The 23478-nt window shown below is 65.1% G+C and carries 29 protein-coding genes and 2 tRNA genes; 14 read left to right on the top strand and 17 right to left on the bottom strand.

Features of this window, described 5'->3' with window-relative positions; genetic code table 11:
- Positions 1-8: 8 nt before the first annotated feature.
- Together thrC and AC27GT_RS05820 are read right to left on the bottom strand one after the other, a co-directional pair.
- Entirely contained in the window at positions 9-1064 is a 1056-nt protein-coding gene (gene thrC, locus AC27GT_RS05825; protein WP_487223682.1) for a threonine synthase, read from the bottom strand.
- A gap of 90 nt (positions 1065-1154) precedes the next feature.
- Positions 1155-2153 carry a homoserine dehydrogenase gene (locus AC27GT_RS05820; protein ID WP_028494258.1) on the bottom strand — a complete coding sequence of 333 codons (999 nt, stop codon included), beginning with the start codon at positions 2151-2153 and terminating at the stop codon, positions 1155-1157.
- Positions 2154-2202: 49 nt separating this feature from the next.
- On the opposite strand from AC27GT_RS05820, the gene queG reads away from it, so the two are divergent.
- Positions 2203-3351 (top strand): tRNA epoxyqueuosine(34) reductase QueG, encoded by a 1149-nt coding sequence (gene queG / locus AC27GT_RS05815; RefSeq protein ID WP_487223681.1) that lies wholly within the window; start codon positions 2203-2205, stop codon positions 3349-3351.
- On the opposite strand, the gene AC27GT_RS05810 is transcribed toward queG, so the two are convergent.
- Positions 3259-3963 carry a metallophosphoesterase family protein gene (locus tag AC27GT_RS05810; protein WP_487223680.1) on the bottom strand — a complete coding sequence of 235 codons (705 nt, stop codon included), beginning with the start codon at positions 3961-3963 and terminating at the stop codon, positions 3259-3261. The genes queG and AC27GT_RS05810 overlap by 93 nt on opposite strands.
- Before the next feature lie 69 nt (positions 3964-4032).
- On the opposite strand from AC27GT_RS05810, the gene lnt reads away from it, so the two are divergent.
- Both lnt and AC27GT_RS05800 read left to right on the top strand, forming a co-directional pair.
- Positions 4033-5364: an apolipoprotein N-acyltransferase gene (gene lnt, locus AC27GT_RS05805; RefSeq protein ID WP_487223679.1), complete on the top strand. Its 1332-nt coding sequence runs from the start codon at positions 4033-4035 to the stop codon at positions 5362-5364.
- A tRNA-Leu gene (locus AC27GT_RS05800) sits at positions 5343-5429 on the top strand. Before lnt ends, AC27GT_RS05800 begins: the two co-directional genes overlap by 22 nt.
- 55 nt (positions 5430-5484) lie before the next feature.
- On the opposite strand, the gene AC27GT_RS05795 is transcribed toward AC27GT_RS05800, so the two are convergent.
- From AC27GT_RS05795 to AC27GT_RS05780, 4 genes are all read right to left on the bottom strand, one after another.
- The gene (locus tag AC27GT_RS05795; protein ID WP_054391960.1) at positions 5485-6282 is read right to left on the bottom strand and encodes a class I SAM-dependent methyltransferase; all 798 of its coding nucleotides are present in this window, start codon (positions 6280-6282) and stop codon (positions 5485-5487) included.
- Positions 6273-6917 carry a class I SAM-dependent methyltransferase gene (locus tag AC27GT_RS05790; protein ID WP_054391961.1) on the bottom strand — a complete coding sequence of 215 codons (645 nt, stop codon included), beginning with the start codon at positions 6915-6917 and terminating at the stop codon, positions 6273-6275. The genes AC27GT_RS05795 and AC27GT_RS05790 overlap by 10 nt, the downstream gene beginning before the upstream one ends.
- 6 nt (positions 6918-6923) lie before the next feature.
- Positions 6924-8510, bottom strand: coding sequence for an alpha-amylase family glycosyl hydrolase (locus tag AC27GT_RS05785; protein WP_487223678.1), 1587 nt, complete (start codon positions 8508-8510; stop codon positions 6924-6926).
- 63 nt (positions 8511-8573) lie between these two features.
- On the bottom strand, positions 8574-8783 hold the full coding sequence (locus tag AC27GT_RS05780) for a CDGSH iron-sulfur domain-containing protein (RefSeq protein WP_279164703.1): 210 nt from the start codon (positions 8781-8783) through the stop codon (positions 8574-8576).
- A 31-nt stretch (positions 8784-8814) separates the two neighbouring features.
- Between AC27GT_RS05780 and AC27GT_RS05775 the strand changes: the two genes are divergently transcribed.
- The 3 genes from AC27GT_RS05775 (at position 8815) to AC27GT_RS05765 (ending at position 10814) form a co-directional block, all read left to right on the top strand.
- Positions 8815-9207, top strand: a complete 393-nt coding sequence (locus AC27GT_RS05775; RefSeq protein ID WP_038030994.1) for a putative iron-sulfur cluster-binding metallochaperone — start codon at positions 8815-8817, stop codon at positions 9205-9207.
- Positions 9200-10744 (top strand): tRNA lysidine(34) synthetase TilS, encoded by a 1545-nt coding sequence (tilS, locus tag AC27GT_RS05770; RefSeq protein WP_487223677.1) that lies wholly within the window; start codon positions 9200-9202, stop codon positions 10742-10744. The genes AC27GT_RS05775 and tilS overlap by 8 nt, the downstream gene beginning before the upstream one ends.
- Positions 10723-10814 (top strand) — tRNA-Ser (locus AC27GT_RS05765). The genes tilS and AC27GT_RS05765 overlap by 22 nt, the downstream gene beginning before the upstream one ends.
- A gap of 21 nt (positions 10815-10835) precedes the next feature.
- On the opposite strand, the gene AC27GT_RS05760 is transcribed toward AC27GT_RS05765, so the two are convergent.
- Positions 10836-11444 (bottom strand): YkgJ family cysteine cluster protein, encoded by a 609-nt coding sequence (locus tag AC27GT_RS05760; protein WP_219759020.1) that lies wholly within the window; start codon positions 11442-11444, stop codon positions 10836-10838.
- Complete coding sequence (locus AC27GT_RS05755) at positions 11441-11653, bottom strand: hypothetical protein (RefSeq protein WP_487223676.1); 213 nt, start codon at positions 11651-11653, stop codon at positions 11441-11443. Before AC27GT_RS05755 ends, AC27GT_RS05760 begins: the two co-directional genes overlap by 4 nt.
- Before the next feature lie 23 nt (positions 11654-11676).
- Between AC27GT_RS05755 and AC27GT_RS05750 the strand changes: the two genes are divergently transcribed.
- Complete coding sequence (locus AC27GT_RS05750; RefSeq protein ID WP_156101100.1) at positions 11677-12174, top strand: DinB family protein; 498 nt, start codon at positions 11677-11679, stop codon at positions 12172-12174.
- Between the two features lie 38 nt (positions 12175-12212).
- A complete protein-coding gene (locus AC27GT_RS05745; protein WP_038070211.1) occupies positions 12213-12608 on the top strand; it encodes a DUF3197 domain-containing protein in 396 nt (131 codons plus the stop codon).
- On the opposite strand, the gene AC27GT_RS05740 is transcribed toward AC27GT_RS05745, so the two are convergent.
- Genes AC27GT_RS05740 through guaA form a run of 8 tightly spaced genes read right to left on the bottom strand, consistent with a single transcriptional unit; the run spans position 12605 to position 18993 of the window.
- Positions 12605-13468: a hydroxymethylglutaryl-CoA lyase gene (locus AC27GT_RS05740; protein ID WP_273105724.1), complete on the bottom strand. Its 864-nt coding sequence runs from the start codon at positions 13466-13468 to the stop codon at positions 12605-12607. The two genes, AC27GT_RS05745 and AC27GT_RS05740, sit on opposite strands and share 4 nt — an antisense overlap.
- 4 nt (positions 13469-13472) lie before the next feature.
- The gene (locus AC27GT_RS05735; RefSeq protein ID WP_038070206.1) at positions 13473-15155 is read right to left on the bottom strand and encodes an acyl-CoA carboxylase subunit beta; all 1683 of its coding nucleotides are present in this window, start codon (positions 15153-15155) and stop codon (positions 13473-13475) included.
- 24 nt (positions 15156-15179) lie between these two features.
- Positions 15180-15665 carry a ribonuclease HI gene (rnhA, locus tag AC27GT_RS05730; protein ID WP_015717817.1) on the bottom strand — a complete coding sequence of 162 codons (486 nt, stop codon included), beginning with the start codon at positions 15663-15665 and terminating at the stop codon, positions 15180-15182.
- Entirely contained in the window at positions 15662-16183 is a 522-nt protein-coding gene (locus AC27GT_RS05725) for a Uma2 family endonuclease (RefSeq protein ID WP_015717816.1), read from the bottom strand. Before AC27GT_RS05725 ends, rnhA begins: the two co-directional genes overlap by 4 nt.
- A gap of 4 nt (positions 16184-16187) precedes the next feature.
- Positions 16188-16568, bottom strand: a complete 381-nt coding sequence (locus AC27GT_RS05720) for a VOC family protein (protein WP_038030976.1) — start codon at positions 16566-16568, stop codon at positions 16188-16190.
- On the bottom strand, positions 16568-16855 hold the full coding sequence (locus AC27GT_RS05715) for a glutamine synthetase/cystathionine beta-lyase binding protein (protein ID WP_015717814.1): 288 nt from the start codon (positions 16853-16855) through the stop codon (positions 16568-16570). Before AC27GT_RS05715 ends, AC27GT_RS05720 begins: the two co-directional genes overlap by 1 nt.
- Positions 16856-16909: 54 nt before the next feature.
- Positions 16910-17482 carry a Uma2 family endonuclease gene (locus AC27GT_RS05710; protein WP_219759013.1) on the bottom strand — a complete coding sequence of 191 codons (573 nt, stop codon included), beginning with the start codon at positions 17480-17482 and terminating at the stop codon, positions 16910-16912.
- Positions 17482-18993 (bottom strand): glutamine-hydrolyzing GMP synthase, encoded by a 1512-nt coding sequence (guaA, locus tag AC27GT_RS05705; protein ID WP_015717812.1) that lies wholly within the window; start codon positions 18991-18993, stop codon positions 17482-17484. Before guaA ends, AC27GT_RS05710 begins: the two co-directional genes overlap by 1 nt.
- Positions 18994-19024: 31 nt before the next feature.
- Between guaA and AC27GT_RS05700 the strand changes: the two genes are divergently transcribed.
- From AC27GT_RS05700 to ddl, 6 genes are all read left to right on the top strand, one after another.
- Complete coding sequence (locus tag AC27GT_RS05700) at positions 19025-19492, top strand: S-ribosylhomocysteine lyase (protein ID WP_015717811.1); 468 nt, start codon at positions 19025-19027, stop codon at positions 19490-19492.
- Complete coding sequence (gene mtnN, locus AC27GT_RS05695) at positions 19489-20154, top strand: 5'-methylthioadenosine/S-adenosylhomocysteine nucleosidase (RefSeq protein WP_015717810.1); 666 nt, start codon at positions 19489-19491, stop codon at positions 20152-20154. The genes AC27GT_RS05700 and mtnN overlap by 4 nt, the downstream gene beginning before the upstream one ends.
- Before the next feature lie 15 nt (positions 20155-20169).
- Positions 20170-21093 (top strand): ribose-phosphate diphosphokinase, encoded by a 924-nt coding sequence (locus tag AC27GT_RS05690; protein WP_487223675.1) that lies wholly within the window; start codon positions 20170-20172, stop codon positions 21091-21093.
- An 87-nt stretch (positions 21094-21180) separates the two neighbouring features.
- Complete coding sequence (locus AC27GT_RS05685) at positions 21181-21801, top strand: 50S ribosomal protein L25 (protein ID WP_015717808.1); 621 nt, start codon at positions 21181-21183, stop codon at positions 21799-21801.
- Between the two features lie 98 nt (positions 21802-21899).
- Complete coding sequence (gene pth / locus AC27GT_RS05680) at positions 21900-22478, top strand: aminoacyl-tRNA hydrolase (RefSeq protein WP_487223674.1); 579 nt, start codon at positions 21900-21902, stop codon at positions 22476-22478.
- A gap of 9 nt (positions 22479-22487) precedes the next feature.
- Positions 22488-23456, top strand: a complete 969-nt coding sequence (ddl, locus tag AC27GT_RS05675; protein ID WP_015717806.1) for a D-alanine--D-alanine ligase — start codon at positions 22488-22490, stop codon at positions 23454-23456.
- The last annotated feature ends 22 nt before the right edge of the window (positions 23457-23478 follow it).

Below are 23478 nucleotides of genomic sequence, written 5' to 3'. Positions count from 1 at the left end.
CAAGCTTATCACACTAGCCCCGCGGCCTGGGCCACTGCCTCGAGGTTCGCTGGCACCGGGGGTAGAAGCTCGGCCACTTTTTCCGCCGTGGCCGGGTCCTTGAGGCCGTGGCCCGTGAGGGTGAGGACCACGGTGCTTCCCGGATCCAACCGATCCTCCCTGAGGAGCTTCCACACCCCGGCCATGGCGGCGGCGGAGGCGGGCTCGCAGAAGATTCCTTCCTCCTGGGCCAGGTAGCGGTAGGCGAGGAGGATTTCCTCGTCTGTCACCGCCTCTATCGTCCCGCCGGATTCCTCCTTGGCCCGCATGGCCCCTTGCCAGCTGGCCGGGTTGCCGATGCGGATGGCGGTGGCCAGGGTTTCCGGCTTCTCCACAGGCCGCCCCAGGACCAAGGGAGCGGCGCCCGCCGCCTGGAAGCCCAGCATCCGGGGGAGGCGGCTCACCTTGCCCAGGGCGTGGTATTCCTTGTAGCCCATCCAGTGGGCGGTGATGTTGCCGGCGTTGCCCACGGGCAGGGCGTGGTAGTGGGGGGCATCCCCCAGCTCGTCCACCACCTCGAAGGCCAGGGTCTTCTGGCCTTCCAGGCGGTAGGGGTTCAAGGAGTTCACCAGGGCCACGGGATAGGCTTCGGTGAGGGCCTTGGTGAGGGCCAAGGCCTGGTCGAAGTTGCCTTCGATTTGGATAATCCGCGCCCCATGGACCAGGCTCTGGGCCACCTTGCCCAGGGCCACGTAGCCCGCGGGCAGGATGACGATGGCCCTTATCCCCGCACGAGCGGCGTAGGCGGCGGCGCTGGCGGCGGTGTTTCCCGTGCTGGCAGCCGCCACCGCCTTCGCTCCTTCCTCCACCGCCTTGGAAACCGCCAGGGTCATGCCCCGGTCCTTGAAGCTTCCCGTGGGGTTCAGCCCCTCGAACTTGGCATAGAGGCGTATGCCCCGTCTTTGGGCTTCCTCAGGGCCTTTTAAGGGTATCAAGGGGGTGGAGCCCTCCAAAAGGGAGATCACGGGCGTGTTGAGGGACACGGGAAGGTGGGCCCGGTACCGTTCGATGAGGGGAAGCCGCATGGGGATATGTTTCCCCCTAGGGGGCTAAGCCGTCAAGGGTTCCGGAAAGCCTTGCTCACGGGGTGGAGAAGGTCCAGAAAGGGCACGCCCTTATTCTACCCCGGGGAAGGGGGTTCCCTCTTCCGTGGGAGGCTTTGGGGCCGGGGCGGGCAGGTGGCCCAGGTGGCCGGAGAGGAAGCGAAAGAGGTCGGCGAGGAGGCCGCTGGCCGTGGCCCCGCCCCCGGCTCCCGGTCCCGTCACGAAGACCTCGCCCAGGGGCCTTGCCCGCACCCACAGGATGTTGCCCTGGGCCCGGGCCAAGGGGTGGTCCTGCGGCAGGCGCCTGGGGGCCACCGCCGCGCGCCAGCGCCCACCCTCCCCGTAGAGGCTTGCCACCAGGCGTACTTTTTCCCCTTGGGCTTGGGCGGTTTGGAGGATTTCCGGGGTGAGGCGGGTAATGCCCTGGGTTTTCACCTCCGGGAAGGGGAAAGCAGGGTCCACCAGAAGCCTGGCCAAAAGGGTGAGCTTGTGGGCGGCGTCTATGCCCTCCACGTCCAGCGTGGGGTCCGCCTCGGCGTAGCCCAGACGCTGGGCCTCGAGGAGGGCTTCCTCATAGGTCCGCCCCTTTTCCATCTCCTGCAGGATGTAGAGGGTGGTGCCGTTCAGGATCCCGTGGAGCTCTACAAGCTGGCTTCCCCTGAGGGTTTCCAAAAAGGATAGGGCCGGGGTGCCGGCCATGACGCTGGCCTCGTGATAGATCAGCCCTTCCTCAGCGAAGGGGCGCAAGGCCTCCCAGGCCTCCGCCAGAAGGGCCTTGTTGGCGGTGATGAGGGGGATACCCGCTTCCAGGGCGGGGCGGACCAAGCTGAGGGGGGCCTCCACCCCGCCCATGGCTTCCACCACCACGTCCGCCTGCAGGAGGTCCATGGGTTCGGTGTGCAGGAGTTCGTCAGGGATGGGCCTGGGCTTGGTCCTATCCCGCACCAGTACCCCCAGAAACCGAGGGGAGAAGCCCAGGGCATGGAAGTCCTCGAGGCGCTCCTGGACCAGGGTGTAAAAGGCGCTACCCACGGTGCCTCCGCCCAGGAGGGCGATCTTCACCTCTTCCATGCCGGGGATTATACCGGCTTCCCCTCGGCCTTTGCCCTAAAGTGAAGCCGTGGAGGCCCGCCCGCTTCTAGAGGAAGCCCTTCGGGAGCGGGGGCTTCTTTACGCCTGGGCGCCCCTGGCCCTACCGGAGGAGGCGGAGGGCCGCTTCCGGCGCTTCCTGGCCGAGGGACGGCACGGGGGAATGGCCTATCTGGAACGAGGCGTGGAGGCTCGTTTCCACCTGGAGCACCGCTTTCCCTGGGCGCAAAGCGCCCTGGTGGTCTTAGCCCCCTACGCCTACCCTGACCCCGGAATACCCAAAGGGGGAATCCGGGTGGGCCGGGTGGCCCGTTACGCCTGGGTCCGGGACTACCATCTGGTTCTGGGGGAGGAGGTCAGGGCCCTCGAGGGCCTGGCCCGAAGCCTGGGCGTAGAGGCCAAGGGGTACGTGGACCACGGGCCCATCCCCGAGCGAACCCTGGCCGCCCTTACCGGGATGGGCTGGATTGGGAAAAGCGGCATGTTTCTTTCCCAGGGGTTTGGGGTGCACGCCTTCATCGGCGTTCTTCTCACCTCCTTGGAGGTGGAGGCACCTTTCCCGCATCCAGGCCGCTGCGGCCGCTGCACCCGTTGCCTGGTTTCCTGCCCCACAGGGGCCCTTTTAGGGGACGGCACCCTGGATGCCCGGGTGTGCGTGAGCTACCTTACCGTGGAACATAAGGGCTTCATTCCCCCGGCCCTCTGGTCGGGAATGGGAGAGTGGCTTTTGGGGTGCGACCTCTGCCAGGAGGTCTGTCCCTGGGAGCGGTTTGGCAAGGTGTGGCGGGGCTTTAGGCCGGAGCCCGAGCTAGCCCATCCCAACCTGGAGGAGTTCTTCCGCCTCTCGGGAAGAGCCTTTCAGCGGAAGTTTGGGGATACCGCCTTCGCCCGCCCCGGAAGGACCCGCATGGCCCGGAATGCCCTCATCGTCCTGAGCAACCTGGGCCTGGGGGAGGATCTCCTGCGGGAGGCAGCCCAGGATCCCCATCCCCTGGTGCGCCGCACTGCCCTTCACGCCCTCCACCGAGCGGGGAGGGACATTGAAGGCTTCCTGCAAGACCCTAATAGGGAGGTTCAGGCGGAAGCGCTATTCCTCCTTGGGGAAGCGCCCCGTCCGGTAGACCTTTTCCAGAACCGGAGGGAGTCCCCAGGCCCTGAGGTCAAAGATGAGGGGGCCTAGGTCGTAGGGCACCTTGAGGAAGCGGACCTCGAGGGTTTCCGTGTCCAGGATCATGGCGTCGGCCCCGGGCTCCCCGCTTAGGCTTAGGCCCACACTACCTGGATCAGCTACAAGACCCATGCCCACCCGGCGGGACAGGGGCAGGTGGCGCCCCCCCAGGAGGAGAACCGCGGCACTGTACCGTTCCAGAAGCGGCACAAACTGGTTGGCCGGGCCCAGGAGGTCCAGGTGGCTTTCGGGGTTACCGGGGGTGCCGTGGAAGGCCACAAGCCGTCTTTCCCCGTAGATTTTGCGGTGGGATAGGCGCAGGGAGCGGAGATAGTCCAGCTCCTTTTCGGAAAGCTGGGACCGGGTCCACTCCAGGGTGGCCTTGCCCACGCCTTCGGGCAGGGTGCCCGGAAGAGGGTAGGCTACCCTTAAGTCCCAGGCCCCGGCGATGGCGGGAAGCCCTTCCTTGAGAAGACGGCGGATGACCTGCTTGGGATGGGGGCCGTAGCCCACCAGGTCCCCGAGCACCAGGACGTCGTCCACGCCTTCATCCCGCAGGGCCTCGAGGGCAGCCTCGAGGGCTGGCAGGTTGGCGTGGATATCCGAGAGAACTCCAAGGCGCACGGCCCCATTCTCTCATACCCCAGATGCAAACCCTATGAAAACCTTTCTTCTAACTCTTATGTTAGAGGGGTGCGCACTCTTCTCTTGGGCCTCCTCCTGGCCCTTACCCTTCCTCCTTTTCCCTTGGGCTTTTTGGCCCCTGGGGTTCTGGCCTTTCTCCTTCAAGGTGGTTTCCGCACGGGCTTCCTCATGGGCCTTGGCTTTTGGGGTTTGCATCTCATCTGGCTTCCTCAAAGCTTCGCCCAGCTTTTCGGCCCCCTTGGGGCTTTGCCCTTCCTTCCCCTGGTGCTTTTTAAGGCTCTTTCCTTCGGCCTCCTTTTCGCCCTCACCCCCACACCTCTGGCCCGGGTGGGGGGGTGGGTGGCGCTGGAGTGGCTCACGGAGCAAGGGGACTTGGCCTTCCCCTGGGGTTTCCTGGGCTACAGCCTGGTGGAGGCTCCCGGGCGGGTGCTGGCCGCCTGGGGTGGAGTGTACCTTCTTTCCCTTATGGCCTTGATCGTGGCCTGGGGCCTTAGGGAACGGCGCTACTGGGTTCTTTTGCCCTGGGGGGTGTTGTGGCTTCTTCCCTTGCCTCCGGAAGCAGGGCCGGAAAGGGCCCTTCTGGTTCAGGGGAACGTTAACCCCCTGGCCAAGGTGCAAGGGGAGTTGGATCAGGAGGTCTACCTTCGTTTAACCAGGGAAGGTTTGGCCCAGTATCCGGAGGCGCGACTGGTGGTCTGGCCGGAGACGGCGGTGTGGCAGATCCCTGAGGAAGCGAAGCGCCTGCTTCAAGACCGGCTCCTTCTCACTGGCCTGAACCTCTACGGGCCTAACCGGGCGGTTCTATACCAGGAGGGGCGGGTCCTGGGCCATTACGACAAGGTGCGCCTGGTGCCTTTCGGGGAGCGTTTTCCCTTCCGGGAGGCCCTGGGAGGGGTGTACGGGTTTTTCTTCCGGGCCTTTGGCCTGGGGGAGCTGGCGGACCGTACGCCAGGGGACCGGCTGATTCCCCTCGGCCCCTATGGGACCATGATCTGCTACGAATCCGCCTTTCCCTCCGTGGCCCGCACCCTGGCCTGGGAGGGGGCGGGGGTGCTGGTCCTCCTCACCAACGATGCCTGGTATGGTCCTTCCTTCGGCGGCAGGCAGCACTTCGCCCTGGGGCGGCTTAGGGCGGTGGAAACGGGGCGCTGGCTCTTACGGGCGGGAAACGACGGCATCACCGCCAGCATAGACCCTTATGGCCGGGTGGTGGCCCAGATTCCCCCACACCAGGAGGGGTACCTCCTGGCTCCCTACAGCCTGAAGGAGGGCCGTACCCTTTACGTCCGCTACGGGGACTGGGCGGTGGGGGTGGCGTTGACGCTTTTCCTCTGGGGTCTTATCCTTAGGATGCGCGCGCCGGGGTGGCGGAACCGGTAGACGCGGCAGACTCAAAATCTGCTGTCCGCAAGGACGTGCGGGTTCGAGTCCCGCCCCCGGCACCAAAAGGCCAGGCCCCTGGGGCCTGGCCAAGCCTTTGGCACAGTACCCCCTATTTTTTCAGGTCCCCTGGGGGTTTTCCCAGAGGGCCAGAGTGAAGCCTTCCTCCTGAAGGATCACGGGCGGGCTTCCTAAGGCCTGCTGGAAGAGGGCTTGTAGCCTTTCTGGGGAAAGCCTCCGCTCCAGGGGCGGGCCCTCCTCTTGCTCACGCAAGTCTGTTTGCCCTTCGGGCAAGGCAACTTCCTGGCGGAAGGGCCACTCCAAGACCACCACCCGTCTGGCCACCCGGGCGGCCTCCCTCAAAGCGGGAATAGGGTCCAGGTGGTGGAGGCTCAGGCCGAAGAAGGCCAGGTCAAAGCTTTGGTCCGGGAAGGGGAGGCTTTCCCCACGGGCTTCCAGGAAATGGGCTTTCTTCACCTTGGCCCGGGCCACCTCGAGGCGGTCGGACCTGGGGTCCACCCCCACGGTGAAAAGGCCCAGGGAGGCGAAGGCCTCGGCGAAGACCCCGGTACCCGTGCCGATGTCCAGGACGCTTTGGGCCTTAAGGCCTTCCAGGGCCTTCTGGGCGATTTCCAAGGGGGGAAAGCGCTTGAGGCGCTCGGGCCGGCGGAAGGGGTCCTTGGCCTCGCAGGCATTGGTGAAAAGGGCCCACATCACCGTGGCTCCCTCCGCCGCGGCGGCTTTGAAGGCCGCCTCGAGGGCCCGGAAGACTGCTTCCTCTTCCCCGGAAAGCTCCGTGTGGGTGGGGTAGACGCGGTGCTCCACCCCGCTGGCCTCCAGGGTGGAAAGAGCCTGTTCCACCGCCCGGTAATCCCCCTGCAGAAGGGGATAGAGGGCGAAGAGGACCTTCACCGCCATCTTCCCAAGTATAGGGCCCCGCGGTTTCCTGCCCGCAGGCCTGCCTGATCCGCCTCGGGGAAGGGGGGCTTGGCCTCAGGGGCCAGGAAGACCGCTTCCCCTTCCGCTTCCGGCGGGCCCAGGAGGTCTTGCAGGTCCTCACGGGTGAGGAAACGGGCCTGGGCCCAGGGGAGAACCCCCTTTTCCCCAAGCCTCCGGTACAGGGCCGCCCAGGGGGAGAGGGCCTCGAGGATCCCCAGCAAAAGGCTTCCCCCGGGCTTCAGGACCCTTCTGGCCTCAACGAGGGCTTTCTCCACATCCTCCACGAACTCCAGCACGGTGAAGAGGAGGACCACGTCAAAGCTTTGCCCGGGGAAGGGAAGGGCCTCTGCCCGCCCTTCCACCCACGTGGCTTCCGGTACCCTTCTTCGCCCCACCTGGAGCATGGCCAAGGAGGGTTCCAGCCCCACCTTCCGGGCATAGGGAAGGCGCTTAAGCCAGTAGCCGGTTCCCGCTCCCACCTCGAGGAGGCTTTCCCCCGGAGGAAGAAGCGCCCTCAGGGCCTTTTCCTCCTCAGCGATGACGAAGGCTCCCAAGGGAGTTTCGTACCAGGCCTCGTAGGTCTCGGCTAAGGGGGCAAAGGGATCCTCCCGCATCCTTATCTAGCCTAGCCGGACCACCACCCCCTCGTCCGGGCGCAGGTGTAGGGTATCCTCCACAGCCTCTTCCCGGTCCAGGTGGGTGGAGAGGACGGCCTTGCCTTTTCGGGGTACCCTTAGGGCTTTTTCCCGGTCCGTGAAGTTTAGGGCGATGAGGAAGCCTTCCCCTCTGAAGTAGGCGTAGAGGCCGTTGGCTGCTTGATGGGTGCGGTAGCGGCCATAGAGGAGATCGGGATCCTGGCGAAGGCGGAGGAGGTGTTTCACCAGGTGGAGCATGGATTTCGGATCCTTCTCCTGGGCGGCCACGTTCCGCACCGGCCAGTCGAGGTTTAGGGGAAGCCAGGGCTCCACCGTGGAGAAACCCGCATAAGGGGAGGTATCCCAGGGCATGGGGGTGCGCTCGGGGTCCCGGCCTGGAGGGAGGCCGTGCTCGCCCAGGCGCCCTTTCTGCCGTAGGGCGGCGGGGTCCTGGATCCTATCCGGGGGGATTTCCCCGTTGGGCAGGGCCAGTTCGTCCCCGTAGTACCAGGTGGGGGTGCCCCGCAGGGTGAAGAGGAGCATGGCCGCCACCCGGGCCTGGGCTTCTCCCAGCCTCGAGGCCAGCCGGGGTTGGTCGTGGTTGCCCAAAACCCAGTTGGGCCAGTCCCAGGGGGTGAGGAGGCTTTCGTACTCCTCCACGATACGGACGATGTTCTCGGGCCGCCAGTCGGTGAGGCCGCGGAAGATCAGGTGGAAGTTAAAGGGCAGGTGGCAACCCGCCTGGTAGTAGCGCACCAGCTGTGGGTAGGGAAGGTAGATCTCCCCCACCATAACCCGCTCTTGCCCGGGCTGGCTGAACTCGTCCAGGACGTAGCGCATCTCCCGCACGTAGGCGTAGGTTTCCGGCTGGTCCTCGGTGAAGAGGTGAAGGTGCCGGCCCCGGTCCCACATCCCCGGGCGCCAGTCGGGGTTGCCGGGCTCGTCCCGGAAAAGGAGGTCTTCCGCCAGGAGCCAGAGCACGTCCACCCTAAAGCCATCCACCCCCCGCCTGAGCCAGAAGCGCATGGCCTCGTAGATGGCTTCCCGCACCGCGGGGTTGCGCCAGTTGAGGTCGGGCTGCTCGGGAAGGAACTGGTGCAGGTAGTACTGGCCGGTGTGTTCATCCAGGGTCCAGGCGGGGCCTCCGAAGAAGCTCTGCCAGTTGTTGGGAGGGCCGCCATCCGGGCCTGGGTCCTTCCAGATGTACCAATCCCGCTTGGGATTGTCCCGGGAGCTTCTGGATTCCAAAAACCACGGGTGCTGGTCCGAGGTGTGGTTGGGAACCAGGTCGATGAGGACCTTGAGGCCCAGGGCGTGGGCTTCCCTTAGAAGGCGGTCAAAGTCCTCCAGGGTGCCGAAGATGGGGTCCACGTCGCAATAGTCGGCCACATCGTAGCCGAAGTCCTTCATGGGGCTTTTGTAGAAGGGGGAAAGCCAGATGGCTCCTACCCCCAGGTCCTTCAGGTAGGGAAGCCTTTGCCGGATGCCCTCCAGGTCCCCGATGCCATCCCCGTTGGAGTCCTGAAAGCTCCTCGGGTAGATCTGGTAGATGACGGTTTCCTTCCACCACATGCCCCGAGTTTACCCCTCGAGGCCGCGCTATGGAAGGGCTTCCAGTCCCTCTTCCCAAAGGCTTTAGGGCTCCACCTGGATCTCCCCTCCCTCAGCCTGGAAGCCCACTTCCTTGTGGCTACCGTCGCAGAAGGGCTTGTTCCGGGAATGGCCGCAGCGGCAAAGGGCCAGCTTGGCCCTTTCCAGGCGCCTTTCCTCCCCGTTGAGCCGGAAGGGGGTTCCCTCGGGCAAGTCCAACACGTAGGGTCCATCCTGGCGGAAGCGGAGCTTCATGGTTTCAGGATACCGAGGATAAAGTGGAGGTATGCTCTGCCCGCAGAATGGAAAGGTGGGCCTCGAGGTGCCCTTGAAGACGGTGAAGAACTTCCTCACGGGGAAAGCCCTGGCGCGAATTGACCCTGCTAGCCCCCACTACCTTTGCCAGGATCCCGCTTGCCCGGTGGTCTACTACGGCCAGGAGGGGGTATTTCTCCGGGAAGAGGTGCGCTTCCCCATCTACGATAAGGGAGCCTCCCTCGTCTGCTACTGCTTCGACTGGACCCGGGAGAGGTTGGCAGAGGCCTTGCGCCAAGGACAGGACCCGGTGGCCCAGGTGGAAGAAGGGGTCAGGACCAAGCGATGTGCCTGCGACCAGCGCAACCCCAGGGGGCGTTGCTGCCTTACTACCTTGAAGGCGGAGGTGGCCAGGCTTGCCTGAGGGCTTCCCGCAGGAATTGGAGGAGGCTTTCCAGAAGCGCCTGGCCCGGCTTGCACCCCGGGGCCCTTTGGTGCTGGCGGTTTCGGGAGGCGGGGATTCCGTGGCCCTAGCCCATCTGGTGAAGCGGGCTGGGCGGGAGGCGGTGGTGGCCCATCTGGACCACGCCCTGCGCCCGGAAAGCGAGGAGGATCTCCTCTTTGTGAAGGCCCTTGCGGAAAAGCTTGGCTATCCCTTCTACGCCGAGCGGGTGGAGGTGGCCAGGGTGTCCAGGGAACGGGGGGAGAACCTCGAGGCGGTGGCCCGGGAGATCCGCTACGCTTTCCTGCACCGGGTGGCCAAGGAGGTGAAGGCCAAGGCCATCCTCACCGCCCATACCCTGGACGACCAGGCGGAAACCGTGCTCCTCAAACTCCTCCAGGGCACGGCCCGGGGTCTGGGCATCCGGGAGAAGGAGGGGCTTGTGGTCCGCCCCCTTCTGGCCTTTCGCCGCGAGGAGTTAAGGGCGTACCTAAAGGCCCTGGGGGAAGCGTGGCGGGAGGATCCCTCCAACCAGGACCTTTCCCGGGATCGCAACTACCTGAGGCTTAAGGTGCTTCCCCTTGTGGAGGAGCGGTTCCCCGGGGCCAAGGAGGCGCTTTCCCGCTTTGCCCAGGTGCGGATGGAGGAGGAGGCCCACCTGGAGAGGGAGGCTAGGGCTCGTCTCCTGCCCGATCCCCGCTTCTTCGTGCCCGCCTACCGGGCAGCACCCCTTTTGGAGGCTCCCGGGGCCCTTAGACGGAGGGCTTTGCGCTGGATACTGGAGGCCTTGGACCTCCGGCCTGAGGCCCGGCTTATCGCCCTTTTGGAGGAGGCTTTAGGGGGCAGGGTGGCCACCCTGCCCGGCGGCTACACGGCCAGGCGCAAGGGAGGTACCCTTTTCCTCCTTCCCCCCGAGCCCCGGCTGCCCCTTCCCCCCGGGTTCCGCCGCCCCTTGCCGGGGGACTACCTGGCCATGCCCTACGGGAGAAAGCGCCTGGTGGGCTTTTTGGCGGAGAAAGGGGTGCCTAAGGAGCTCAAGCCCCTTTGGCCGGTGAGGGCGGAGGGTAAGCGGGTGGTGGAGGTCTTGGGCCTTTATCCCCCTTCCGAGGAGGAGCGGTACATGGCCTTGGCCCTCGAGGAGGCCAGGCAGGCCTTCCAGGAGGGGGAGGTGCCGGTGGGGGCGGTCTTGGTGGTGGGGGAAAGGGTGTACAGGGCTCACAATCGGGTGGAGGCTACCCGGGACCCCACGGCCCATGCGGAGATGCTCCTCCTTAGGGAGGTGGGCCGGGGGGCCCGGGGAGGAAGGCTTTACGTGACCCTGGAGCCGTGTCGCATGTGCCACCATGCCCTTCGGGAGGCGGGGGTGGAGGTGGTCTACGGGGTGGAGAACCTGAAGGAAGGGGCCTTGACCCGGTTCGGCCAGGGGGAAGGCCTCAGGGGTGGCGTCCTGGAAGGGGAGTGTGCTAAGCTCCTAAAGGGTTTCTTTGCCCGGCTCAGGGAGGGGTGCCGGAGCGGTTGAACGGGCCGGTCTCGAAAACCGGTAGGCCCCGCAAGGGGTCTCGCGGGTTCGAATCCCGCCCCCTCCGCCAAAGGCGGCCTGCGGGCCGCTTTTATACCACCTGGAACCCCCACCGCCCCCCGAGGATCCCCAGCTCCTCCAGGAGGGTTTCCGCTTCCTTCCTTTCCCGAGGAAACCCGGAAAGAAGCAGGTACAAAAGGGTGGCCAGCTCCCCCAGGACCAGGAAGCCGTACCGCCTTTTTTCCTCCTCCCAAACCGCCTCCATGTGCAGGCGGGCCATGCGCCAGGGAGTGGAAAGGAAATGGCCCTTTTGCAAGCCCGCCTCGGGCTCGCAAAGCCTCGGGTCGCCTTGGGTGAGAAGCCCCCGGCAGGCAAGCGGACGCCAGGGATAGACACCGCAGAGGACCTCTTCCAGAAAGGGGCAGGGGGTGCGGGTGAGGAAGAACTGGCTTGGGAAATGGGGGTCGTCCTTGCCTTCCCTGAGAAGGGCAAGCCGCCTGGGGCCTTCCTTAAGCAGCTTGGAGCGCTGGGCCTCGCTGAGGTGGGGAAGAAGGGCTTCCCCTTCCAGGCGGGAGAGGGTCACCAGGCCATGGCAGCAGGCAAAGCATCCCGCACGGCAGGAGGGGGTAATCCCCTTCTTGGCCAGGTAGTCGGCCAAGTCCGCCTCGAGGGCCAGCCAATGGGCTTCCACCGGGTTCATCGGCGCAGGCGGTAGACACCCCTTCTGGGGTCGAAGGGGCAGGCTCTCACGGCCACCTGGGGGCAGTGACGCCGGTACCGGGCCACCTCCGCCGCCAGGGCCTTGGGCAGGTGGCATCGGGGGCAACGGGCCCGGGGAGAGGCTTGCCGCAACCGGTAGGCGAGTAATAGGGCCAGGCCCGAAAGGATGAGAAGACCAAAAGCCTCCATAGGGGTTAGTGTAAGCTCTTCTTATGGCCAGTCTTGCGCCTTTCCTGCAAACCCTGGAACCCGGGGTTTCCCCGGCCGTTTCCGCCTGGATCAAGGGCCTTAAGGAAGTAGAGCTCCACCTGGACCGCTGGGCCTTCGACCTTTCCGATGAGGGTTTTTGGTGGCGGCCCAAGGAGGGGCTGAACCCCATCGGGGGCCTGGTGCGCCACATCACCGGAAGCTCCTTGCGGCTTCTTTCCTACGCCTTCCCCCAGGAGCTTCCCGACTGGGCCAAAAAGGGGCGGGAGTGGGAGCTCCAGGGGGAGCCCGAGGCCAAGGAGGTGGTGGAGGCCCGTTTCCGGGAGGCTTGGGCCAGGCTCCTTTCCGCCTTCCAGAGCCTACGGGAGGAGGAACTTGGCCAGGAGGTTCCGGTGGGCACCCAGGGTCTTAAGGCTCCCAGGGCCCATATCCTCCACCACCTGGTGGAGCATGCCCAGCACCATGCGGGGCAGATCATCTACGCCCGCAAGCTCCTGGGCTGAGGACTCCTGTCCCCGGGGGATGGCTGTAAGCTGTTCCCATGGAACGCGTTGGCCTGCGCGCTTCTCCCAGGATTACCCTCGAGGCCCTCAAGGAAGCCCTTAAGGGCGTGCGTTTTCCTGAGGCCAAGGTCTATTTCATCACCGACTGGCAGGACCGCCGGCACCAGGCCCGGTACGCCCTTCTCATCCACGGGGGCAAGAAGGACCTCCTCACCCCTGACGCCTTCGGCCCCGCCTTTCAGGGAGGGGAAGAGGCGCTTTCGGAGCTGGTTAGCCTGTTGCTGGGGCTTGGGGCCAGGAAGTTCTACGAGGCGGTGGTTTCCCCAGGGGAGCTGACGGGCCTTTTGAACCTGCCGCCAGAGGAGCTCCTTAGGCGGATCAATGCCATCGCCAACCCCACCGACCCTGGCATCTACCTGAAAAGGGCCGCCTAACCGTATAGAAGCTTAAGCCGGGCGGCTTCCCCTGCCAGCTCGGGGAGGGCTTTTAGGTCTATTCCCGTGTGGAAGCCTTTGGCTTCCAGGTAGGGGAGGACCTTTTCCGTGGGCAGGTTTCCCACCAGCTCATCCCCGGCGAAGGGGCAGCCCCCTACCCCGGCCAAGGCGCCCTCCAACCAGAGGATGCCCGCCGCCAGCACCGCCTCCACCTTGCCCAAGACCCCTTCCGGGCGGGCGTGCAGGTGGGCCCCCAAGCCCTCGGGGCCAAAGCGGGCCACAGCCTCCCCTAGCACCTCCTGGATGCGGCTTGCCTCCGCCACCCCGTAGGTGTCCGCCAGGGCGATCTCCCTGACCCCAAGTTCCCGTAGCCGCGCGATATCCTCCAGGACCCCCTCCACGCTCCAGGGATCCCCGTAGGGGTTGCCGAAGGCCATGGAAAGGTAAACCACCAGGCCAAGCTTTCCTTTTGTGGCCTCCACCATGGCCTTTACCAGGGGCCAGGATTCCTGCCGGGTGCGATTGGTGTTCTTCCGCTGGAAGGTTTCCGAGAGGGAGAAGGGGTAGCCGATGGCCGTGAGGTTTGGGGCCTTAAGGGCCCTTTCCAGGCCCTTTTCGTTGGCCACGATGGCCAGATAGGTGCGGCCCTGGGGTGGGGGAAGGCTGGCCAGCACCTCCTCGGCATCCGCCATCTGGGGTACCCACTTGGGGGAGACGAAGCTGGTGAGGTCCAGATGGCGAAACCCCGATTCCAGGAGTTTCTTTAGGAAGGCCACCTTCTCCTCGGTGGGGATGAAGCGGCTGAAGCCCTGCCAGGCATCCCGGGGGCATTCCACGTAGCGGATGGGGACCTTGGCCATAGGGCTACACCTGGAAGACCCCGGTGCGGAAAGGCTCCCGTTCGGGGTTTAAGGCACAGGCCTCGAGGGCCCGGATAAGCCACTTCCGGGTTTCGTGGGGGAGGAGGATCCCATCCACCCAAAGCCGGGCGGCGGCGTACCGGGGGTCCAGGGTTTCCTCGTAGCGGCCCTTGATGCGCTCGTAAAGCTCCTTTAGCTCCTCGTCAGAGGGTTCCTTCCCCTCCCGTCTGAGCTTTTCCACCTCCAGCTCCAAAAGGGTCTTGGCCGCCTGGGCCCCTCCCATCACCGCGTACTTGGCGCTGGGCCAGGCGAAGATGAACCTGGGGGCGTAGGCCTTGCCCGCCAGGGCGTAGTTTCCAGCTCCGAAGGAGCCTCCCAGGATCAGGGTGATCTTGGGCACCACGGAGTTGCTCACGGCATTGACCAGCTTGGCTCCCCGGCGGATGATCCCCGCCTGCTCCGACTCCTTCCCCACCATGAAGCCCGTCACGTCCTGGAGGAAAAGGAGGGGGATGTTCATCTGGTTCACCTCGAGGATGAACCGGGCGGCCTTGTCCGCCGCCTCCGCGTAGATCACCCCACCCACCTCGATCCGTCCCTTCTTCTTCAGGATGAGGCGCTGGTTCCCCACGATGCCCACGGGGAAGCCCCCGATGCGGGCAAAGCCCGTGACCAGAGTCTCCCCGTATCCCCCCTTGTACTCCAGAAACTCCGAGCCATCCACCAGCCGGGCGATCACCTCCCGAAGGTCATAGGGACGGCTGCCGTCGGGGGCGATGAGGCCGTAGAGGTCTTCGGCGGGGTAAAGGGGTTCCCTGGGTTCCTTGCGTCCTTCTGCCCAGGGGGCGAGCCTGGGGGGTGGGTACAGGGCGATGAGCTGGCGGATCCTTTCTAGGGCGGCTTCGTCGTTCGGCTCGTAGAAGTCCACGGTCCCCGAGACCTCAAAGTGCATGCGGGCCCCGCCCAGCTCCTCGCTGTTGACCTCCTGGCCGATGGCCGCCTTCACCAGGGCTGGGCCCGCCAGGTAGAGGCCGCTTCCCTCGGTCATGATGAGGACGTCGGTCATGACGGGGAGGTAGGCTCCCCCGGCCACGCAGTTGCCCATGATGGCGGAGATCTGGGGGATGCCCAGGGCGGACATGCGGGCGTTGAGGTAGAAGATACGCCCAAAGTCGTCCTGGTCTGGGAAGACCTCGTCCTGTAAGGGTAGGAAAACCCCGGCGGAGTCCACCAGGTACAGGGTGGGGATGCGGTTTTCCAGCGCCATGGTCTGGGCCCGGATCACCTTCTTGGCGGTGATGGGGAAGAAGGCCCCCGCCTTCACCGTGGCGTCGTTGGCGATGATCATCCAGGTCTGGCCCTGGATCTGCCCGAGGCCGGTGATGACCCCTCCGGCCGGGGCCCCGCCCCACTCCTCGTACATCCCCCACCCGGCAAAGGCCATGAGCTCGTAGAACTCCGTGCCCGGGTCTAAAAGCCTCGCAATGCGCTCCCGGGCGGTGAGGCGTCCCTTTTTGTGCTGCCGCTCTACGGCCTTGGGCCCGCCCCCTTGGCGCACCTTCTCCAGGCTTTCCCTGAAGTCCCGCACCAGGGCCACCCAGGCGTCCTTATTGGCCTTGTAGACGGGACCTTCCCGCTCCTCCGGGCGAAGCTTGCTCTCGAGGCGGCTCGTGGGCTGGCCTAGCATGGCCTTAGTATAACGTTTTTCTGCTTATCGGGGAAAAAGCGTAGCCCCCTCAGGAGGGCAGGGGGTCTGGGACAGGGCCTTTTGCCGCTGGGCCTGGCGCCTGGCCTCCCGGTCCACCCGTTCGTTCTCCGGGTGGCCGTTATGCCCCCGGATCCAGTGCGGCACCACCCGGTGCCGTTTGAGCTCCGGCATAAGAGCTTCCCAGAGGTCGCGGTTTTCTATGGGCTTGCCGTCCGCTCTGCGCATCCCCCTTTTTTCCCAGGCGGGGAGCCACTCGTTTAAGGCCTTCACCAGGTACTGGCTGTCGGAGAAGAGGTGTACTTCACAGGGTTCCTTGAGCGCCCTAAGCCCTTGCAGCAGGGCGGTGAGCTCCATGCGGTTGTTGGTGGTGCAGGGCTCACCTCCGGAAAGCATTCGTTCGTGGCTACCGTAGCGTAAAAGCGCCGCCCACCCGCCAGGGCCGGGGTTGCCCAGGCAGGCCCCATCGGTGAAAAGCTCCACCTGTTTCACGACCAGGGGATGGGCCGATGGGGGAAGGCCAGGGGAGCCTTGGCCTCGCCGGGGAAGAGGATCTCCCTAAGGCGGTAGTGGTCCTCTTGGGGGTGGCGGTAGACCTCCAGGAGGTTTTCCACCAGGTTCACGATCCAGACCTCAGGGATACCAGCTTTGGCATACAGGGCGAGCTTCCTGCGGTCGTGGTCCAGGCTGGTGTCGGCCACCTCTATGAGGAGGAGGACGTCCTGGGGCTCAGGGAGGCGCTCGCTGTACTGTTCCAGGGGGGGCTTCAGCACCTGAAGGTCGGGTTCGGGCTCGGAGTCGGGGGAAAGGCGCAGGGGGGATTGCACGGCGATGACCGCCTCCTCTCCCAATAGAGCCTGGAGCCTCTTGTCCAACTGGGCTACAGCAAAGACGTGCCTAGGACCAATCGGGCTCATCTCGTAGATCTCTCCCTCGAGGAGCTCGAGGTGCTTCACCCCCTGGAAGAGGCGCTCAAACTCCTCTACCCCGAAGCGGTACCGGGTGGCCATGCCCTCATTCTAGGCCCCAGATGGCGGCGGGGGCCAGCTCCACCAGGTTTCCCGCGGGGTCGCGGGTGTAAAGGCTTTTCCCCCTGGGCCAGTCCGCCCACCAGACGGGAAAGCCCGCTTCCTCCAGCCTCTTGGCCCAAGAGGGAAGCTCCTCCTCAGCCACCTTAAAGGCCACGTGGACGCTTCCTTGGGCCCCGTGGGGGGGAAGGTTTTCCTCCTTTGCCGTGTGATGGGGGTTGAAGACCAAAAAGACCCCCTTTCCTGCCCGGAAGAAGGCATGGCGCGGGGGCTGGTACTGGAAGCAAGGAAGGCCCAGGACCCCCTCGTAAAAGGCGCGGGCCTTCTCCAGATCCTCGGCGTAGACGGCGGTTTCCAGAACCTCCACTACTTGAGCTTAGCGATGAGGTCGGCCACGGGGATGGCCTCGAGGGTGGTGGTCCTCACGCTTCCCCTGGCCGAGAGGTGGAGCATGGCCCGGGCCACCGCCAGGGCGTCCTCCGCCTCCACGATGTTCACGAAGTCATAAGGCCCCAAAACCGCGTACTGGGCCACCACCTTGACCCCGAAGTCCCGCTCCAGCTCCTGGTTCACTTCCTTGATGCGCTCGGGGTTTTTCACCAGGGTCTCAGCGCCGTCATCCGTGAGGGTGCTGAGAACGATAAAGGTAGGCATCTTGGCCTCCTTTCCCCCTCAGGATAGCCCAGGAGTTCCAGTTCGGCAATCGAGCTAGTCTTCCTGAAGTGTTTCCAGGGAAATCCCGCTATAGACCTCCTCCAAGGAGAGGGTTCCTTGGGGGCAGGGCAAGGGTACCTCCCCTTCTGTGAAGACCTGATAGAGGATGCCCGTGGCCTTTTTTTGATAAAGCTCTATTCGCCTTTCCCGGATATCCACCAATACATACCCTTGCAGGGAAAGCAGGGAAAGATACCGCCAAAGCTTCTCCCGCCGGTCTATACCTTCGGTACTTGGGGAAAGGACCTCCACCACCAGGCAGGGAGCTTCCTCGTAGTAGGGGTTTTCGGGCGGGGGAGCACAAACCACCATGAGATCCGGGTAGTAGACGGTCCTTTCCCCCACCTTGAGCTTCATATCCGCCACGTAGAGGCGGCATCCCTGCCTACGGGCTAAGGGGCCCAGGAGGAGGGCCAGGTTGGTGGTTAAAAGGGCGTGAGCCCGGCTGGCCCCGGCCATGGCGTAGGGCAGGCCCTCCACCAGCTCATGCTTGGTTTCAGACCGGGCTTCCCAGGCCAGATACTCTTCCAAGGAAAGGAGTTTTAGGGCCTTGGCGGGTTCGCCCATCACTCCCATTCTATGGTGGCGGGGGGCTTGGAGGTGAGGTCGTAGACCACCCGGCCGATCTCCGGCACCCTGCGGGTGATGCGCCGGGCTGCTTCGTCCAGGAAGTCCAGGGGCAGCCTGGCCCAGTCGGCGGTCATGAAATCCTCGGTGGTCACAGCCCTTAAGGCCAGAACGTAGCCGTACTTCCGCTCGTCCCCCGCCACCCCTACGCTCCGCACGGGGGTGAGGACGGCCAGGGCCTGGGCCACCTGGGAATACAGCCCCCACTCCCTTAGAAGGCTTATGAAGATATCGTCGGCCCGCCGGAGGATGTCCAGTTTTTCCTCCGTGACCTCCCCCAGGATGCGCACCGCCAGGCCCGGCCCCGGGAAGGGGTGGCGCAGGCGGATAGGGTCGGGAAGGCCGAGAAGCAGGGCGAGTTCCCGCACCTCGTCCTTGAAGAGGAGCCGGAAGGGCTCGAGGAGCTCGAACTTCAAATCTTCAGGAAGACCGCCCACGTTGTGGTGGCTTTTGATCTTGGCCGCTCCCGGTTCCCCAGCGGACTCGATCACGTCGGGGTAGAGGGTCCCCTGGGCGAGGAACCGGAAAGGGCCTGCTTCCCGGGCCACCTGGGAAAAGACCTCCACGAACTCCCGACCGATAATCCGGCGCTTTTCCTCGGGGTCTTCCACCCCCTTAAGGGCCGTAAGGAAGCGCTCCCTGGCGTCCACCACCCGGAGGTTCACCCCAAGGGCTTTAAGGGCTCCTTCCACCTCCTCCCGTTCCCCCAGGCGCAGGAGGCCGTGGTCCACGAAGACCGCCAGGTGGTTCACCCGGGCCTTGGCCAAGAGGAGGGCCAGGGTGCTGGAGTCCACCCCGCCGGAAACCGCCAGGAGCACCCGGTCCTCGCCCACCCTTTCCCGCACTTCCTTAACCAGGCTTTCCAGCACGTGCTCCGGGGTCCAGTCCCGTTTTACCCCGGCGATCTCCAGAAAGTTTTCCAGGATCTGCATCCCCTTGGGGGTATGGGCCACCTCGGGGTGGAACTGGACGGCGAAGGTCTTTCCGTCTGGGGCTTCCATGGCCGCCACGGGGTTTTCCTCGGTTTCCGCCACCACCCGCCACCCCGGGGGAAGCTCGGTCACGGCGTCCTGGTGGCTCATCCAGACCTGGACCTCGCCCTCCAAGCCTTTGAAGAGGGGGCCCTGGTAGCGGGTGAGGAGAGCCTTACCGTACTCTGCCCGTCCTGCGCGCTCCACCTTGCCCCCAAGCTCCTGGGCGAGAAGCTGCATCCCGTAGCAGATGCCCAAGGTGGGAAGGCCGAGGGTGAGTACCCGGGGGTCGGGGCGGGGGGCATCGGGGTCAAAGACGCTATTGGGTCCGCCGGAGAGGATTAGGGCTTGGGGCTTGTGCTTAAGGATTTCCTCCAGGCTCGCCCGCCCCGGCAGGATCAGGGAAAAGACCCGAAGCTCGCGGAGCCTTCTGGCAATGAGGCGGGTGTATTGGGAACCGAAGTCCAGGACCAGGACCATGGAAGCCAGTCTAGCAGGGTAGGATAAACCCATGGCCGAGGTGGAAAGCTTTTCCCTGGACCACACGAAGGTGAAGGCTCCTTATGTCCGCCTGGCGGGGAGGAAAACGGTGGGGAGTGGCCTGGTGGAGAAGTACGACCTGCGCCTGGCCCAGCCCAACCGGGAAGCCCTGCCCACGGGGGCCTTGCACACCCTGGAGCATCTTCTTGCGGGTTACCTCCGCGACCACCTGGAAGGGGTCATAGACCTTTCCCCTATGGGGTGCCGCACGGGGTTTTACCTGGTGGTGGAAGGCCCTTTGGAGGAGGAAAGGGTTTTGGTGGCCTTTGAACGGGCCTTAAGGGATGTTCTCCTGCACGAGGGGCCCATTCCCGGGGCCAGCTTCAGGGAGTGCGGGAACTACCGCGACCACGACCTCCAAGGGGCCAAGGCCTGGGCGGAGAAGGTGCTGAGGGAAGGACTGAAGGTTCAGGCCACCCTTCCCCTGGAGGAAAGGTGATCGCCTTCTTTGCGGCGGAGCCCGAGGAAGCTGAGGCCTTAAGGGAGTCCTTGGACGCGAGGGAGGCCCTCGAGGCCCCCTTTCCCCTCCACCAGGCCCCCGGGGTACTGGTGGCGGAAACCGGGGTGGGCAAGGTGGCGGCGGCCTTGGCCGTGGCCCATGTCCTAACCCGCTTTGCTCCCAGGGAAAGCTTTTTCCTGGGGGTGGCGGGGGGCCTGGACCCCTCCCTTCGTGCCCTGGACCTCCTTTTGGCCGAGAGGGCGGTGCAGTGGGATGTGGACCTGACTCCCTTTGGTCGGGAGCCCGGAGAGACGGCCTTTGGGGTGCGCTTTTTCCCCTCGGACCCTGGCCTTCTGGCCCGGGCTGAGGTGGCGGCTTCCACCCTGGGCTTCCCTGCCCGGCGGGGGGTGGTGGCCACGGGGGACCGGTTTCTGGCGGATAGGGAGGAGGCAAGGAGGCTGGCCCGGCTCCACGGGGCCCAGGCGGTGGAGATGGAAGGGGCCGCGGCCCTCATGGTGGCCTGGCGCTTCCGGCATCCCATGGCCTTGATCCGTGCCGTGACCGATGGGGCGGGGGAGGAGGCGGCCAGGGACTTCCAGGCCTTTTTGCAGGCGGCCTCGAGGCGGCTTGGCTCCCTGGCCCAGGCTCTTTTGGCATACTGAAAAGGGAGGGGCAAGGTGGAGATCAAACTCTTCACGGGGAACGCCCACCCCGATCTGGCCCAGCGGGTGGCGGAAGCCCTAGGGGTTCCCTTGGGAAAGGCGGTGGTGGACCGCTTCCCCGACGGGGAGGTGAGGGTGCGCCTTTTGGAAAGCGTGCGCGGGGATGATGTGTACCTCATCCAGCCCACCAGTCCCCCGGTGAACGACCACCTGATGGAGCTCCTCCTTCTGGCGGATGCCGCCCGCCGGAGCTCTGCGGGCCGCATTAACGCCGTCATCCCCTACTTCGGCTACGCCCGTCAGGATAAGCAGACCCAGGGTCGCGAGCCCGTGAGCGCCAAGCTGGTGGCCAATCTCCTGGAAACCGTGGGGGTGCACCGGGTGATCGCCATCGACCTCCACGCTCCCCAGATCCAGGGGTTTTTCGATATCCCCGTGGACCACCTTTCGGCGGTGCGCCTCTTTGCCCGCTACCTCCAGGAGAAGGGCTATACGGAGAACGGCGTGGTGGTTTCCCCGGATGCGGGCCGGGCGGAGGAGGCCAGGCGGCTTTCCGAAAGGTTGGGCCTGCCCTTTGCCATGCTGACCAAGCGCCGCCATGGCCCCAAGGAAACCTCCGTCACCTACGTGATCGGGGAGGTGGTGGGAAAGAGGCCCTTGATCATCGATGACATCGTTTCCACCGGGGGGACCATAAGGCGGGGGGTGGAGGCCCTCCTGCTGGCTGGGGCTTTGCCGGAGATGGTGGTCATGGCCACCCATCCGGTCTTGGTGGGGGAGGCCCGGGAAAACCTTTCCCATCCCGCCATCCGTGAGGTGATCTTCACCGATACCATCCCCTTAAGGGATGGAGGGTACACGGTGCTTTCCACCGCCGAGCTTTTGGCCCAGGCCATCCGGCACGTGCACACCAACCAGTCGGTGAGCGCGTTGATCTGAGGTGGCAGGAGAGCCTGGGGGTGTGATAAGCTTTCCCATAGTGTGCCCCTAGAGGGCCTTTGCCTTTTGGGAGGTTGAGGAGGAGACATGGAATACCGTTTGAAGGCCCAGTACCGGGAAGGGGAGAAGCCCGCCGCCTTGCGCCGGGCGGGGAAGCTCCCCGGCGTCATCTACAATAAGCACTTGAACCGTAAGGTCTACGTGGAGCTCGGGGAGTTTGACAAGGTCTTCCGTCAGGCTTCCATCCACCACGTGATCGTCCTGGAACTCCCCGACGGCCAGGAACTGCCCACCCTGGTGCGCCAGGTGAACCTGGATAAGCGCCGGCGCCGTCCCGAGCACGTGGACTTCTACGTGCTCTCCGACGAGCCCGTGGAGATGTACATTCCCCTGCGCTTCGTGGGCACGCCCCAGGGGGTGCGGGAAGGAGGCGTGTTGCAGGAGGTGCACCGGGACATCCTGGTGCGGGTTTCCCCAAGGAACATCCCCGAGTTCATCGAGGTGGATGTTTCGGGCCTGGGCATCGGGGATAGCCTACATGCCGCCGACCTCAAGCTTCCGGAAGGGGTTAAGCTGGCCATTTCCCCGGAGGAAACCATTGCTGCGGTGGTGCCTCCTGAGGATGTGGAGAAGCTTGCGGTGGAGGCCCCCGAGGCTCCTGCCGAGCCCGAGGTGATCAAGAAGGGCAAGAAGGAAGAGGAGGAGTAGTACCGCCCTGTACTTGACGGGCGGGGACCCTGGGAAGGGGATTGGCCGCTGGCGGAAGGAAGGGGGGCGTTTTCGCCCCCTTTTTGCGGAGGGCAGGAATGTTCCTGGTGGTGGGCCAGGGAAACCCAGGGGAGCGGTACGCCAGGACCCGCCACAACCTGGGCTTCATGGTCCTGGACCGGCTGGGCCTGGAGTTTCGGGAAAGGGGGGAGGCCCTCCTGGCCGAGGTGGAGGTGGAGGGGGAAAAGGGGTTTTTCCTCAAGCCCCTCACCTACTACAACCTGAGCGGCCAGGTGGTGGCTCCCCTGGTCCGCTATTACAAGATCCCCCCGGAGCGCCTTCTGGTGGTCCACGACGAGATGGACCTGCCCCTGGGCCGCTTGCGCTTCAAGGCAGGGGGTAGCCCCGCGGGAAACCGCGGGGTGGCCTCCATCGCCCAGGCCCTGGGGACCGAGGCCTTTCACCGCCTGCGCTTAGGGATTGGCAAGCCCCCTTCCCGGGAGCTTGGGGCAGCGTATGTCCTTTCCCCCTTCCTTCCCGAGGAGTGGCCGGTGGTGGAGCGGGTCCTCGAGGCGGCCAAGGAAGCCGTGCTCTGCTGGGTGAAGGAGGGGCTTCCTCCCTGTGCGGGCCGTTTTAACGGCCTGGATCTTTCCCAGGGCTTGGGGGAAAAGGGCTAAGCTTTAGGCATGGCCGCGCCTAAGGTCCTCCTCATCGCCGGGGGAAGAAGCCCCGAGCACGAGGTTTCCCTGCTTTCCGCCCATGGGGTTTTGGAGCACATGCCCTTTGCCACCGAGCTCGCCGTGATCGCCAAGGACGGCAGGTGGCTCCTTGGGGAGGAGGCATTTGCCGCTCTTAGGGCCAAGGTGGCCCCTATCGGCCGGCACGCCTTTCCACCTCCTTTGGATTGGAGCCGGTATGACGTGGTCTTCCCCCTGCTTCACGGAAGGTGGGGGGAGGATGGCACCATCCAGGGGTTCTTGGAAATCCTGGGTAAGCCCTACGTGGGGGCGGGGGTGGCGGCCAGCGCCCTTTGCATGGATAAGGACCTTTCCAAGAGGATTCTGGCCCAGGCGGGGATTCCCGTGGTTCCCTGGGTGGCCCTTTATCAGGGGGAGCGCCCCTTTATCCCCTTTGACCCGCCCTTCTTTGTGAAGCCTGCCAACACGGGTTCCAGCATCGGCATCCGCCGGGTGGAGCATTACGCCGAGCTGGAGGAGGCCTTGGCCGAGGCCTTCCGCCACGACCAGAAGGCGGTGGTGGAGCAGGCGCTTTCGGGGGTGCGGGAGCTGGAGGTGGGTATTCTGGGGAACATCTTTGGCGAGGCCAGCCCCGTGGGAGAGGTGCGCTACCAGGCGGCCTTCTACGACTACGAAACCAAGTACACCCCGGGCCGGGCGGAGCTTTTGATCCCTGCACCCCTGGACCCCGGTACCCAGGAAACCGTGCAGGAGCTGGCCTTGAAAGCCTACAGGCTTTTGGGTATCCGGGGCATGGCCCGGGCGGACTTCTTCCTGGCGGAAGGGGAGGTCTATCTCAACGAGATCAACACCATTCCCGGCTTCACCCCCACCAGCATGTACCCCAGGCTTTTTGCCGCCGGGGGTCTACCTTACCCCGAGCTTTTAAGGCGGCTGGTGGAACTGGCCCTGGAGTAAGGGGCTGAACTCCTCGAGGGGC

It is taken from the genome of Thermus sp. KWY1, assembly GCF_057547025.1.
The sequence above is the reverse complement of the archived record's forward strand: the minus strand, read 5'-3'. Positions and strand labels throughout refer to the sequence as shown.

Excerpts from the sequence above, each read along its gene's own strand:
- AC27GT_RS05785 (WP_487223678.1), bottom strand. The coding sequence starts at position 8,510 with ATGTGGTGGAAGGAAACCGTCATCTACCAGATCTACCCGAGGAGCTTT.
- AC27GT_RS05795 (WP_054391960.1), bottom strand. The coding sequence starts at position 6,282 with ATGGCGGTGAAGGTCCTCTTCGCCCTCTATCCCCTTCTGCAGGGGGAT.
- ddl (WP_015717806.1), top strand. The coding sequence starts at position 22,488 with ATGGCCGCGCCTAAGGTCCTCCTCATCGCCGGGGGAAGAAGCCCCGAG.
- AC27GT_RS05740 (WP_273105724.1), bottom strand. The coding sequence starts at position 13,468 with ATGGCCAAGGTCCCCATCCGCTACGTGGAATGCCCCCGGGATGCCTGG.
- AC27GT_RS05715 (WP_015717814.1), bottom strand. The coding sequence starts at position 16,855 with ATGCCTACCTTTATCGTTCTCAGCACCCTCACGGATGACGGCGCTGAG.
- AC27GT_RS05700 (WP_015717811.1), top strand. The coding sequence starts at position 19,025 with ATGGCCGAGGTGGAAAGCTTTTCCCTGGACCACACGAAGGTGAAGGCT.
- AC27GT_RS05725 (WP_015717816.1), bottom strand. The coding sequence starts at position 16,183 with ATGGCCACCCGGTACCGCTTCGGGGTAGAGGAGTTTGAGCGCCTCTTC.
- AC27GT_RS05760 (WP_219759020.1), bottom strand. The coding sequence starts at position 11,444 with ATGAACCCGGTGGAAGCCCATTGGCTGGCCCTCGAGGCGGACTTGGCC.
- AC27GT_RS05790 (WP_054391961.1), bottom strand. The coding sequence starts at position 6,917 with ATGCGGGAGGATCCCTTTGCCCCCTTAGCCGAGACCTACGAGGCCTGG.
- AC27GT_RS05780 (WP_279164703.1), bottom strand. The coding sequence starts at position 8,783 with ATGAAGCTCCGCTTCCGCCAGGATGGACCCTACGTGTTGGACTTGCCC.
- AC27GT_RS05755 (WP_487223676.1), bottom strand. The coding sequence starts at position 11,653 with ATGGAGGCTTTTGGTCTTCTCATCCTTTCGGGCCTGGCCCTATTACTC.
- AC27GT_RS05820 (WP_028494258.1), bottom strand. The coding sequence starts at position 2,153 with ATGGAAGAGGTGAAGATCGCCCTCCTGGGCGGAGGCACCGTGGGTAGC.
- AC27GT_RS05775 (WP_038030994.1), top strand. The coding sequence starts at position 8,815 with ATGCTCTGCCCGCAGAATGGAAAGGTGGGCCTCGAGGTGCCCTTGAAG.
- thrC (WP_487223682.1), bottom strand. The coding sequence starts at position 1,064 with ATGCGGCTTCCCCTCATCGAACGGTACCGGGCCCACCTTCCCGTGTCC.
- pth (WP_487223674.1), top strand. The coding sequence starts at position 21,900 with ATGTTCCTGGTGGTGGGCCAGGGAAACCCAGGGGAGCGGTACGCCAGG.
- AC27GT_RS05685 (WP_015717808.1), top strand. The coding sequence starts at position 21,181 with ATGGAATACCGTTTGAAGGCCCAGTACCGGGAAGGGGAGAAGCCCGCC.
- guaA (WP_015717812.1), bottom strand. The coding sequence starts at position 18,993 with ATGGTCCTGGTCCTGGACTTCGGTTCCCAATACACCCGCCTCATTGCC.
- AC27GT_RS05745 (WP_038070211.1), top strand. The coding sequence starts at position 12,213 with ATGGAACGCGTTGGCCTGCGCGCTTCTCCCAGGATTACCCTCGAGGCC.
- AC27GT_RS05750 (WP_156101100.1), top strand. The coding sequence starts at position 11,677 with ATGGCCAGTCTTGCGCCTTTCCTGCAAACCCTGGAACCCGGGGTTTCC.
- AC27GT_RS05710 (WP_219759013.1), bottom strand. The coding sequence starts at position 17,482 with ATGGGCGAACCCGCCAAGGCCCTAAAACTCCTTTCCTTGGAAGAGTAT.
- AC27GT_RS05735 (WP_038070206.1), bottom strand. The coding sequence starts at position 15,155 with ATGCTAGGCCAGCCCACGAGCCGCCTCGAGAGCAAGCTTCGCCCGGAG.